The sequence below is a fragment of the Humibacter sp. genome (assembly GCF_035547335.1).
In the GTDB taxonomy this organism is placed as follows: Bacteria; Actinomycetota; Actinomycetes; order Actinomycetales; family Microbacteriaceae; genus Humibacter.
The window spans coordinates 91,166-103,371 of record NZ_DASZVF010000055.1 but is presented as its reverse complement, the minus strand read 5'-3'; the positions used below and the strand labels follow the sequence as shown (position 1 = coordinate 103,371).

Below are 12,206 nucleotides of genomic sequence, written 5' to 3'. Positions count from 1 at the left end.
GCTCTGTTCGCATCCGCGCTCCTCCGCTACCCGCTCAGACCAGGCAGGCGGGCCCGAGCAGGCCCTTCAGCTCGCCGTAGAGGTCGGCGGACACCGACACCCGGTACGGCAGCTCGAACACCCTGGCCGTCGAGCCCTTCACGAGGCGCAGCCGCACCTCGCCGTCGCCCGAGTGCCGGATGAGCATGTCGCCCAGGCTCTGCACGACGTCCGTCGTCGCCCGCTGGTCGGGCATGGTGATGACGAGCGGCCCGGCAGGCCCTGCCGCCGCGGCCCCGAGATCGGGCGCGTACAGGTTGTAGGCGTGCAGGTTCATGCCGTCGTCGCGCATGCTCACCCTGCCGCGGACCACGACTATCGAGTCGGGCGTGAGTGCCGGTCCGAACTCCTGGTAGGCCTTGCCCATGAACATCACGGTGATCTCGCCGCCGAAGTCCTCGACCGTGATCATGCCGTACTGGTTGCCCGAAGCCTTCGCCACTCTGTGCTGCACACCGGTCACGAGGCCCGCGATCGTCACCGTGTCGCCGTCCTGCGTCGACTCGGATGCCGTCAGGTCGGCGATGGACGTGCTCGCCTGCTTCGCCAGCTCCAGCTCGAGACCGGCGAGCGGATGGTCGGACACGTACAGCCCGAGCATCTCCCGCTCGAATGCGAGCTTCTGCCGTTTGTCCCACTCCGGCTTGTCCGGCACGAGGGAGATCGGCGCGGTGTCTGGTGCGTCGGCCAGCAGCATGTCGAAGTCGAAGCCCGCCTGCCCGGTCGCCTCGACGCGCTTGTCGTTCACCACGGACTCCACAGCGGCCTCGTGCACCTCGAGCAGGGCTCGTCTGGCGTTGCCGAACGAGTCGAACGCACCGGCCTTGATCAGTGACTCGATGGTGCGCTTGTTCGCGACGTGCAGCGGCACCTTCTTCAGGAAGTCGTGGAACGACTCGAACCGGCCCTTCTGCTCCCTGGCCTGGCGGATGCCGTCCACGACGTTGGCGCCCACGTTGCGCACGGCACCGAGCCCGAACCGCACGTCGTCGCCGACGGCCGCGAAGAATCCGATGGACTCGTTCACGTCGGGCGGGAGCACCTTGATGCCCATGCGCCGGCACTCGTTCAGGTAGACCGCCATCTTGTCCTTGGAGTCGCCGACACTCGTGAGCAGCGCCGCCATGTACTCGGCCGGATAGTGCTCCTTCAGGTACGCGGTCCAGTACGACACCACTCCGTACGCTGCCGAGTGCGCCTTGTTGAACGCGTAGTCCGAGAACGGCAGCAGGATGGCCCACAGGGTGTCGATCGCCTCCTGCGAGTAGCCGCGCTCGCGCATCCCGTTGAAGAAGCCCTCCTGCTGCTTGTCGAGCTCGGACTTCTTCTTCTTGCCCATCGCGCGCCGCAGGATGTCTGCCTGCCCGAGCGAGAACCCGGCCACCTTCTGCGCGATCGCCATCACCTGCTCCTGATAGATGATCAGGCCGTAGGTGGTGTCGAGGATGTCCGCGAGCGGCTCGGCCAGCTCGGGATGGATCGGGGTGATGGGCTGCAGCCCGTTCTTGCGCAGTGCGTAGTTGATGTGGGAGTTCGCGCCCATCGGGCCCGGCCGGTACAGCGCGATCAGAGCCGAGATGTCCTCGAAGTTGTCCGGCTTCATCTGGCGCAGGAGAGCGCGCATCGGCCCGCCGTCGAGCTGGAAGACGCCGAGCGTGTCGCCACGCGTCAGCAGGTCGTACGCCGCGCGGTCATCCAGCGGCAGGGCTTCGAGGTCGAGCTCGAAGCCCTTGTTCGCCTTGATGTTGTCGAGCGCGTCGCTGATGATCGTCAGGTTGCGCAGCCCGAGGAAGTCCATCTTGATCAGCCCGAGCGACTCCGCGGCCGGATAGTCGAACTGGGTGACGATCTGCCCGTCCTGCTCGCGCTTCATGATCGGGATGACGTCGATGATCGGGTCGGACGACATGATTACGCCCGCGGCGTGCACGCCCCACTGCCGCTTCAGACCCTCGAGGCCGAGCGCCGTGTCGAACACGGTCTTGGCATCCGGGTCGCTCTCCACGACCGCTCTGAGGTCGACTGCCTCCTTGTAGCGTGGGCTGTCCCTGTCGAAGATCTGGTAGAGCGGGATGTCCTTGCCCATGACGGCGGGCGGCATCGCCTTCGTGAGCTTCTCGCCCATGGAGAACGGGAAGCCCAGCACGCGGCCGGCATCCTTCAGCGCCTGCTTGGCCTTGATGGTGCCGTACGTGACGATCTGCGCGACGCGCTCGGCCCCGTACTTCTCGGTCACGTACTTCACGGCCTCGAGCCGGCGGCGGTCGTCGAAGTCCACGTCGAAGTCGGGCATCGAGACGCGATCCGGGTTGAGGAACCGCTCGAAGATGAGCCCGTGCTCCAGGGGGTCGAGGTCGGTGATCCGCATCGCGTACGCCGCCATGGATCCGGCGCCGGAGCCGCGGCCGGGACCCACCCGGATCCCGTTGTTCTTCGACCAGTTGATGAAGTCCGCGACGACGAGGAAGTATCCGGGGAATCCCATCTGCAGGATGATGCCGGTCTCGTACTCCGCCCGCGCACGCACCTCGTCGGACACGCCGTCCGGGTACCGCTTCGCCAGGCCGGCTTCGACCTCCTTGACGAACCAGCTCTCCTCCGTCTCTCCCTCGGGAACGGGGAACTTCGGCATGTACTTGCCCGTGCTGAGCTCGAACTCCACCTCGCAGCGCTCGGCGATGTCCAGGGTCGTGTCGCACGCCTCAGGCAGCTCGCGGAACAGGTCCCGCATCTGCTGCGGCGACTTGAGGTAGTACTCGCCCTCGGGCTCGAGCTGGAACCGCTTCGGGTCGTTCAGTGTTGACCCGGACTGCACGCACAGCAGCGCCGCGTGCGATTTGGCGTCCTCGGCGTGCGTGTAGTGCAGGTCGTTGGTGGCAACGGTGCGCAGGCCGAGGTCCTTCGCGAGCCGGAGCAGGTCCTGACGGACCCGCTTCTCCAGCCCCAGCCCGTGCTCCATCAGCTCGACGAAGTAGTTGTCCTTGCCGAAGATGTCGCGATACTCCGCCGCCGCCCTGACGGCTTCGTCGTACTGGCCGAGCCGGAGCCGGGTCTGCACCTCTCCGCTCGGGCATCCGGTGGTGGCGATGATGCCCTTCGAGTAGCGCTCGAGGAGCTCGCGGTCCATGCGCGGCTTGAAGTAGTACCCCTCGATCGACGCGAGCGACGACATCCGGAACAGGTTGTGCATGCCCTCCGTCGTCTCGGCGAGCATCGTCATGTGCGTGTAGGCACCGCCGCCCGACACGTCGTCTTCCCCGCCGTTGCCCCAGCGCACCCTCGTTCTGTCGCTGCGGTGCGTTCCCGGCGTGATGTACGCCTCGGTGCCGATGATGGGCTTGATCCCCGCCGCATTCGCCGCTCGCCAGAACTCGAACGCCGCGAACATGTTGCCGTGGTCCGTGACGGCGATGGCCGGCATGCCGTTCGCGACGGCGGCGTCCATGAGCGGTCCGATCTTCGCCGCGCCGTCGAGCATCGAGTACTCGCTGTGAACGTGCAGGTGGACGAAGGAATCAGTCGACACGCGTGGTCACCCTCCCGGCCGGTTTCGAGAGCACCAGCCTAATTCGACGGCCAACGTCGCCGTCGCCTTGGAGAGGGGAATGTCGCCACCACCGGGGACGAACGAGGTGACCGTTACGCTCAGCTGGACTCGAGCACGTCCAGCGCGTGCCGCAGGTCGTCAGGATAGTCCGAGACGAACGTCACCCACTCCCCCGTCGCCGGGTGGTCGAATGCGAGCTGCCGCGCGTGCAGCCACTGCCTGGTCAGCCCGAGACGAGCGGACAGCGTGGGGTCGGCGCCGTACATGGCATCCCCTACGCACGGATGCCGCTGCGCCGCCATGTGCACCCTGATCTGGTGCGTGCGACCCGTCTCCAGGTGGATCTCGAGCAGGCTCGCGGCGGCGAACGCCTCGACCGTCTCGTAGTGCGTCACCGACGGCTTGCCCGACGCCGTGACCGCGAACTTCCAGTCCGCGCGGGGATGCCGGCCGATGGGCGCGTCGATCGTGCCCGCGAGCGGATCGGGGTGGCCCTGCACGACGGCGTGGTAGATCTTCTCCACTGTGCGGTCGTGGAACGCGCGCTTGAGCGCCGTGTAGGCGCGCTCGCTCTTGGCGACCACCATCAGACCGCTCGTGCCGGCATCCAGCCGGTGCACGATCCCCGCGCGCTCCGGAGCCCCCGACGTGGAGATGCGATAGCCGGCGCCGGCAAGAGCACCCAGCACCGTCGGACCTTCCCAGCCGATCGACGGATGCGCCGCGACGCCGGCCGGCTTGTCGACGACCACGATGTCGTCGTCGTCGTGCACGACCGCCAGGTCGGGGACCGTCACGGGTACGACCTCGACCGCTGCCTTCGGCTTCCAGCTGATCTCGATCCAGCCGCCGGAATTCAGCCGGTCCGACTTCTCCAGCACCTTGCCGTCCAGCACGACGCCGCCCGCTTCCGCGATCTCTGCCGCGAAGCTGCGCGAGAACCCGAGCAGTTTGGCCACCCCGGCATCCACCCGGGCGCCGTCCAGCCCGTCGGGCACGGGAAGACTCCGCTGCTCAGGCATCAGCCCACCGTCCAGTCGCAGGATGCCGCCGCGCGAAATGCCGCCGCGCAGGATGCCGACGCGCGCTGCTCCACGTCAGGCACGTCCGTCGGCCGGAAGCCCCGTGTCACCGACCCGGGCGACACGCGACTGAGCGCGCTCGTCCGTCTCCCCGCCCGTTCCGGTGCCACCGCCGTTCTCGGTCGATCGCGAGGTCGCATCGCCCTCGGCATCCGCTTCCGTGCGTGCGCCAGGTGCACCGGGGACATCCGCGTCGAGCCGAATGTCTCCGTCCGACACGCCCGCTCCACTCGAGGCCGCAGATCCACCTTCATGGCTGCCGTCATCGACGACGCTGTCCGCCGCGACGGTGCCGCCTGCGGTTGCCACCGCCTTCGAGGCACGACGACCGTCGAGCCCCACTCCCAGGATCGTGAGGATGAGGAAGAGGATCATCGCCGCGACGATCGCGGAGTCCGCGAGATTGAAGATCGCCGGCAGCAACGGGATGCGCAGGAAGTCGACGACCTCTCCCACGCCGAACCCCGGCGGCCGGAACAGCCGATCGGAGAGGTTCCCCATCAGACCGCCGAGCACGAGGCCGAAGACCAGGGCCCAGACCATCGAGCGGATGCGACGCGCGTACCAGATCACGAAGATGAGCACGGCGACGCCGACGATCGAGAAGATCCACGTCGAGCCGGTTCCGATCGAGAAGGCCGCGCCGGGGTTCCTGTCGTACTCGAAGATCAGGAGGCTGCCCACGACGTCACGGGGTACTCGATAGGGGAGGTTGGCGACGACCCACCATTTGGCGAGCTGGTCGATGACGAGAACGACGACCGCGATGGCGACGAGCAGGACGATCGCGCGAACGCTGACCCTCCCGGTGTTCTCAGCCTCCAAAGCTCTGGAACGTCGGCGGGGTCTGCCGGTCGGCTTCGCCCGACGAGGAGACCGCGGCGAACTGACCAGAGGCGGCGGCAGCACCGGCGGGCTTGAATGCGCCCGTGCCGACACCCGTGGTGTCGAGGTCGCGCAACTGGCCTTCGATGTAGCTCTTCAGCTTCGCGCGGTAGTCGCGCTCGAAGTTGCGGAGCTCATCGATCTGGCGCTCGATGGAGGAACGCTCCGACTCGAGCGCGGTGATCTGGGCACGCTGCTTGGCCTCGGCCTCCGCCACGACGCGCGCGGCGGTCGCGTGGCCCTCGGCGATGAGGGCATCGCGCTTCTCGACGCCTTCGCGCACGTGCTCCTCGTGCAGTCGACGAGCGAGCTGCAGCAGGTTGTTCGTGCTCTCGGTGTCATCCACGCTCGACGGCGCCGGCTGAGGTGCGACGGGCGCCGCGACAGGGGCCGGCGTCACGATGGCCTGCGTCTGCTCGGACGAGGCGTTCCGCTGCAGTTCGCCGATGCGGGACTCGGATGCCAAGAGCCGCTGCTTCAGCTCCTCGTTCTCCTGGTTCAGGCGGCGGAGCTCCACGACGACCTCGTCGAGGAAGTCGTCGACCTCGTCCTGGTCGTAGCCCTCACGGAATTTGGTCGGCTGGAACCGCTTGTTGACGACATCTTCCGGAGTTAGCGCCATGGCTTACCACCCTTAGAGCTTGAGATTCGAACAGTGGATAACGTTCAGCTAACGCTAGCAAAGTCGCCTGTGACCCTGCCATCGCGGAGCGCGTCGCGAGTCATCGGATGAACGACGACGCGATGTACATGCCGATGATGCACGCGAACATCGTCAGCGTCCAGCCGAAGTCGAGTGCGACCGGGCCGAGCGACAGCGGAGGAAGCAGCCGCCGGAAGAACTTGATGGGCGGATCGGTGACCGTGAACGCCGCCTCGGCGAGCAGCAGCCCGAAGCCGCGGGGGCGCCAGCTGCGGGCGAACGTGCGCACGAGATCCAGGACGAAGCGCACCCAGAGCACCACGAAGAACAGCAGGAAGACGTAGTACGCGACGGTCGCGATGATCGAGACGGCGAGGGGCACAGATCAAGTATGCGTGAAGGAAGAACGTGCCTCTGTCCCGCAGGTCAGGCGCCGGCGAAGAACGACGCCTCGACGTCGCTGCCTGCCGTCGTCGACGAGCCGGACACCATGACGTGCTCGGGCGAGAGCAGGAAGACCTTGCTGGTCACCTTCTCGATCTTGCCGCGCAGACCCTGCGTGAGACCGCTCGAGAAGTCGATCATGCGCTGCGCTTCGGATTCGCTCATCTGCGACAGGTTCAGGATGACGGGGATGCCTTCGCGGAAGGACTCCGCGATCATCTTCGCGTCGCTGTACTGCCGGGGATGAACCGTCAGGATCTCATTCACTTCTTGCACCGTCACATTCCTGGCCGGGGTCGGCTTGCGCAGCGGCGTGACAGGCGCCTTGGCCGGAGCAGGGTGCTGGACCGGCGCGACAGGTGCCGGATGCGCAGTGGCGACCGGTTCTTCGTCGTACTCGAGCTCGTCTTCGACAAGGCCCAGGTAGGCCATCGTCTTCTTGAGCGGGTTAGCCATGGGATCCTCCGTGTGCTGCTTGAGGTCGTGTGGAGCGGCCGGTCGCCGGCGCATTCCACAGTCAGGCTAAGCACGCTCGGGTCGCTTTCCCGTGATTGCCGTGCCGATGCGAAGGTGTGTCGCCCCTTCTGCGATCGCCTCGGCGTAGTCGCCGGACATTCCCGCCGAGATGGCGGTCGCATCCGGTGCCAGGGAGCGCAGTCGCTCGGATGCCTCGCGCACCTTCGCGAACGCCGCCCGGGCATCCTCTCCCAGCGGCGCCACCGCCATGACGCCGCGCAGCCGCAGGCCGGGGGCATTCAGCACGGCTTCGGCGAGCGGGAGCATCCGCCCGGGCGTCACTCCTCCCCTACCGGGGTCGTCGGACAGGGCGAGCTGGAGGAAGCAGTCGAGGTCGTGGCGCTCGGCGGAAGCACGACTCAGCGTCTCCACGAGCGACTCCCGGTCGACGGAGTGCACGGCCGCGGCGAACCGCCGCACCAGCGCCGCCTTGTTCGTCTGCAGCTGCCCGATGAAGTGCCAGCGCAGCGTGGGTGACACGCCGTTCAGCTCCAACGCCTTCGACGCGGCCTCCTGCGCCCTGTTCTCGCCCACGTCGTGCACACCGAGCTCGACGAGGTCGCGCACCAGGGATGCCGGGTGGAACTTGGTCACGACGATCGTCGTGATCGTGTCCGGATCCCTGCCTGCAGCAGCCGCGGCATCCGCGATGCCGCGACGCACCCGCGCGAGACGCTCGGCGAGGCCACGACGAGCCTCGCCTGCGCCATCGAACGGATCGCTCACTTGAGGAAGTCGGGCACGTCCAGCACGTCGTCGTCGTCGAACGAGGGATCGTTGACGGCGGCCTCGACCAGCTTCGAGTCGGCGTCGGACCACGTGCCCTGGGTGGGCACGTCCTCTTCCTCGAGCGCCTGGGTGTCGACGAGCTCGGAGCCGGAGCCGGAGGACTGCGGAGGGCCCGCGACGAACGTCGAGCGACGTACGTCGGCTGCCTTGGGCTGCGGCTCTCCGCCGTCGAACCCGGCCGCGATCACCGTCACACGCACCTCGTCGCCGAGCGTGTCGTCGATGACGGCGCCGAAGATGATGTTGGCCTCGGGGTGCACAGCCTCCTGCACGAGCCTGGCGGCGTCGTTGATCTCGAAGATGCCGAGGTTCGACCCGCCCTGGATCGACAGCAGCACTCCCCTGGCTCCCTCGATGCTCGCCTCGAGCAGCGGAGAGGCCACGGCGAGCTCCGCGGCCTTGATGGCGCGATCGGCTCCTCGCGAGGAGCCGATCCCCATCAGCGCGGAGCCTGCGCCGTGCATGACCGACTTCACGTCGGCGAAGTCGAGGTTGATCAGGCCGGGGGTCGTGATGAGGTCGGTTATGCCCTGAACACCGGCGAGGAGCACCTGGTCGGCCGTGGCGAAGGCCTCGAGCATGCTGATGCCGCGGTCGCTGATCTCCAGCAGGCGGTCGTTCGGCACGACGATGAGGGTGTCGACCTCTTCTTTCAGTCGCGCGACACCGGCCTCCGCCTGGTCGGCGCGACGCTTGCCCTCGAAGCCGAACGGCTTCGTGACGACACCGATGGTAAGAGCGCCGATGGACTTGGCGATCCTGGCGACGACGGGTGCGCCGCCGGTTCCGGTGCCGCCGCCCTCGCCCGCGGTGACGAAGACCATGTCGGCGCCGGTGAGCGCCTCCTCGATCTCCTCCGCGTGATCCTCGGCGGCTCGCCTGCCCACCTCGGGGTCGGCTCCTGCACCGAGACCCCTCGTGATCTCGCGACCGACGTCGAGCTTGACGTCTGCGTCGCTCATCAACAGTGCCTGGGCATCCGTGTTGATGGCGATGAACTCGACGCCGCGAAGCCCGAGTTCGATCATGCGGTTGACGGCGTTCACGCCGCCACCGCCGATGCCGACGACCTTGATCACGGCAAGATAGTTCTGGTTCATACTCACGACGGGCCTCCGCTGGCAACCTTCAACTTCAAGTCGAGGCTTAAAGTTATGCTCGGTATGCATTTACTACGCCTGACGCTAAGCGGCGTGCGCTTCCCGGCCGTGCAGATCCACCGCGTGTCGTCCTACCCGTGACGTCATCCGGCTTTCGGGAGGGCGTTCACTGCGCGTCGGCGAGCTCATGCCGTGTCCACGTGCGCCACTACACAGTGGCAGGCGAGCGAACGGCCGGCGTGCGAGAACGCCCGATCGCCGGGTGTTACTGCAGCCGGCGCGCGGCCGACGGATGCCCGTGTCCGGTGTCACCCGCCACCCGATCACCACGTCACGCGCACTCGCGTCCGGCCCGTGGCGGCGCAGCGTCACCCACCACGTGGCGGGGCAGCGTCACTCAGCGCGTGACGGGGCAGCGTCGCTCACCGGGTGACGGGACTGTTCGGCGCCGAGACGTCGTAGACGGAGGCACCGGGTGCCGCCTTGAGCAACGACGAGAGCACCGACGACTTGAGCGCGGAGTCCGCCGGGCCTCCCCAGACGACGGTGACGCCGGATGTGAGCTTGAGCGTGACATCCTGGGCGCCGGTCGCGCTGACACTGTCCACCTGGCCCAGCATCCCTGCGGGAAGCGCGGCGAGCACTCCGGCGCTCGCGGAGAACTCCTTGTGAGCCGACTCCTGCGACGCGTCTTCTGGGATGTCGATCACCGGATACCCGCCAGGGCGATCGGCGGTCGTCTGCATCGCCACGCCCGCCTGATCCACGAGCTGATACCCGGACGGCACCTTGAGGAGCCCGATCGGCACGCGTTCGACGATGCGCACCACGAGGGTGCCGGGCGGCTCCGCCTCGGTGCTGTAGCTGCGGATGAGCGGAAACTCCGTGAGCGCCTTGCGCACCTTCGAGTAGTCGATGAGCGGCAGCGGCGTGCCCAGCTGGGAGTCGAGCGCGCGTCGGACCGAGCCTGCGTCGACGCGCTGCGCCCCGACCACGTCGATCGAGCGCAGAGCCATGGCGGGTGAGATCGACACGAGCACGGCGCCGAGCAGCACGATCACCACAGATCCCACGCCGATCAGCCACGCGAGCCTGCGGCGTCTCGAGGCGCGCGTGAAGCGCTTGATCTCGGCGCGCTCGTACCTGCGTCGCCTGCGGGCAGCGGCCCGCACGCTCGGAGTGTCGGCGGTCGCGGCCTCGTCCGCCGTAGCGGAGGCGTCGCGCTGCTCGGACTTCGAGCGCGCATCGGGGTGCGCGGTGGTGGGCCGCCTGCCGCGGTCGGACGCCCCGGCCGAGGACTCCTCGGAGTCGCGACGCGATCGTAGCTTGCGTGACGCCGACCGCGAGGCGCTGCTGCCGCGGTCGGCGCTCCTCCCACGCCCAGCGGCCGAGCTCGACGCCGGTGTGCCGGGAATCACCGGGATCGGGGCGGTGTCGGCGTCGGGCTCCACGGCTCGCGTTGGATCCATCACCACGGTGGTGTCGGTCCTCGACGGCCGACGTGATCGCTGTGCCGCCGCCCCTGACGCGCGCCGTCCCTCCGAAGACTGCGATGCCTGCCGCTGGGATGCCGTCACGTCTTCCGGCTGCGCTGCCGACTCTTCGCGCGGCGGACGCGGCGACCGGCGCGCGGCGATGCGCGCCGCGGCGTTGTCGTAGGCCTGAGGACGCTTCACGCGTCAGCCGTTCGACCGTCGCAGCGATTCGAGCAGCTGCGGAACGATGAGGTTCACGTTCCCGCAGCCCAGAGTGATGACGAAGTCGCCTTCGCGGGCGAACTCCGCGGTGAAGTCGGCCGCCTGCTGCCAGTCGGGGATGTAGGCGACCTTCGAGCGGTCGCGGAACCGTTCGGCGACCAGCTCACCCGTCACTCCGGGAACGGGGTCTTCGCGTGCGCCGAACACGTCGAGCACGACCGTCTCGTCCGCATACCGCTCGAGTGTGTCGGCGAACTCCTGTGCGAGCCGCTGCGTCCTGCTGTACGTGTGCGGCTGGTGCACCGCGATGATCCGCCCGGAGCCCACGACGGTGCGCGCCGCTTCGAGCACGGCTCGCACCTCGGCCGGATGGTGCGCGTAGTCGTCGTAGACGCTGATCCCGCCGATCGTGTCGTGCAGCTCGAACCGGCGGTGCGTGCCGCCGAAGGTTTGCAGGGCCGTCGCCGCGGCATCCGGTGCGACTCCGAGGTGGGTGAGGACGGCGAACGCGCCGGCCGCGTTGTGCGCGAGGTGCCTGCCCGGAACGGTGAGCTGGACGCGATACTCCTCGCCTCGCCAGCCGAGGGTGAAGGCGACGGGGCCGTCTGTCGTGATCCCGGTGACGCGCACGTCGGCCTGGGCGGACTCGCCGAACGTGACGACGTGATCGTGCGCGATCCTCGGTGTGATGGAACGCGCGCCGTCGTCGTCCGCCGAGATGACGACGATCTCGCGCGCCGTGTTCGCGAAGGTCACGAAGGCATCCTCGACGGCGTCATACGAGCCGTAATGGTCGAGGTGGTCGTCGTCGATGTTGAGGATGAGAGCGATGGCCGTGTCGTAGAGCAGGAACGATCCATCCGACTCGTCGGCCTCGATGACGAAGACGTCGGAGTCGCCGTGCCGAGCACTCGTCTCCAAGCCCTCGATCACCGCTCCGTTCACAAAGGACGGATCGGCGCCGACCTCGACGAGAGCCGTCGCGATCATGCCGGTGGTTCCCGACTTGCCATGTGCGCCCGCGACGGCAACGAGGCGGCTCCCGCGGGCGAGCCAGGCCAGCGCCTGCGAGCGGTGCAGCACCGGGATGCCGTGCGCCAGCGCGTACTGGTATTCGGGATTGTCCTGCCACAGCGCTCCCGTGACGACCAGGGTGTCCGCGTCGCCCACGTTCGCCGCGTCGTGCCCGATGTGCACGTCGACGCCCAGCTCGCGCAGGGCCCGCGTGTAGTCGCTCTCGGCGCGGTCGGAGCCCGACACCGGGATCCCGGCCTCGAGGAACAGGCGCGCGATCCCGTTCATGCCCGATCCACCGATCCCGACGAAATGCGCCCGGGAGATCGTCTCCGGCAGCGTCATGGTGAGGTCGGGTTTGATCACGGTGTCTGACGTGTCCTGTCTCTCGTGCTCGGGTGGCGCTCCGCGTCGCGGGCACCTGCGACGGTGCGTCCCTGGTGGCTCATC

At 68.0% G+C, this 12,206-nt stretch carries 10 protein-coding genes; all 10 read right to left on the bottom strand.

Annotation, left to right across the window (positions count from 1 at the left end; all coding sequences use genetic code 11):
- Positions 1-34: 34 nt before the first annotated feature.
- Complete coding sequence (gene dnaE, locus VHB92_RS12000; protein ID WP_414653108.1) at positions 35-3,517, bottom strand: DNA polymerase III subunit alpha; 3,483 nt, start codon at positions 3,515-3,517, stop codon at positions 35-37.
- Between the two features lie 167 nt (positions 3,518-3,684).
- Positions 3,685-4,608 carry an RluA family pseudouridine synthase gene (locus VHB92_RS11995; RefSeq protein WP_325453989.1) on the bottom strand — a complete coding sequence of 308 codons (924 nt, stop codon included), beginning with the start codon at positions 4,606-4,608 and terminating at the stop codon, positions 3,685-3,687.
- A gap of 75 nt (positions 4,609-4,683) precedes the next feature.
- Complete coding sequence (lspA, locus tag VHB92_RS11990) at positions 4,684-5,493, bottom strand: signal peptidase II (protein ID WP_325453988.1); 810 nt, start codon at positions 5,491-5,493, stop codon at positions 4,684-4,686.
- Positions 5,483-6,175: a DivIVA domain-containing protein gene (locus tag VHB92_RS11985; RefSeq protein WP_325453987.1), complete on the bottom strand. Its 693-nt coding sequence runs from the start codon at positions 6,173-6,175 to the stop codon at positions 5,483-5,485. The genes lspA and VHB92_RS11985 overlap by 11 nt, the downstream gene beginning before the upstream one ends.
- Positions 6,176-6,275: 100 nt before the next feature.
- Entirely contained in the window at positions 6,276-6,578 is a 303-nt protein-coding gene (locus VHB92_RS11980) for a YggT family protein (protein WP_325453986.1), read from the bottom strand.
- Positions 6,579-6,622: 44 nt separating this feature from the next.
- The gene (locus tag VHB92_RS11975) at positions 6,623-7,096 is read right to left on the bottom strand and encodes a cell division protein SepF (RefSeq protein ID WP_325453985.1); all 474 of its coding nucleotides are present in this window, start codon (positions 7,094-7,096) and stop codon (positions 6,623-6,625) included.
- A gap of 66 nt (positions 7,097-7,162) precedes the next feature.
- Entirely contained in the window at positions 7,163-7,882 is a 720-nt protein-coding gene (locus VHB92_RS11970) for a YggS family pyridoxal phosphate-dependent enzyme (RefSeq protein WP_325453984.1), read from the bottom strand.
- Positions 7,879-9,051 (bottom strand): cell division protein FtsZ, encoded by a 1,173-nt coding sequence (ftsZ, locus tag VHB92_RS11965; RefSeq protein ID WP_325453983.1) that lies wholly within the window; start codon positions 9,049-9,051, stop codon positions 7,879-7,881. Before ftsZ ends, VHB92_RS11970 begins: the two co-directional genes overlap by 4 nt.
- 416 nt (positions 9,052-9,467) lie before the next feature.
- Positions 9,468-10,514, bottom strand: coding sequence for an FtsQ-type POTRA domain-containing protein (locus VHB92_RS11960; RefSeq protein ID WP_325453982.1), 1,047 nt, complete (start codon positions 10,512-10,514; stop codon positions 9,468-9,470).
- Between the two features lie 210 nt (positions 10,515-10,724).
- Positions 10,725-12,122, bottom strand: a complete 1,398-nt coding sequence (gene murC, locus VHB92_RS11955) for a UDP-N-acetylmuramate--L-alanine ligase (RefSeq protein WP_325453981.1) — start codon at positions 12,120-12,122, stop codon at positions 10,725-10,727.
- Positions 12,123-12,206 lie beyond the last annotated feature (84 nt).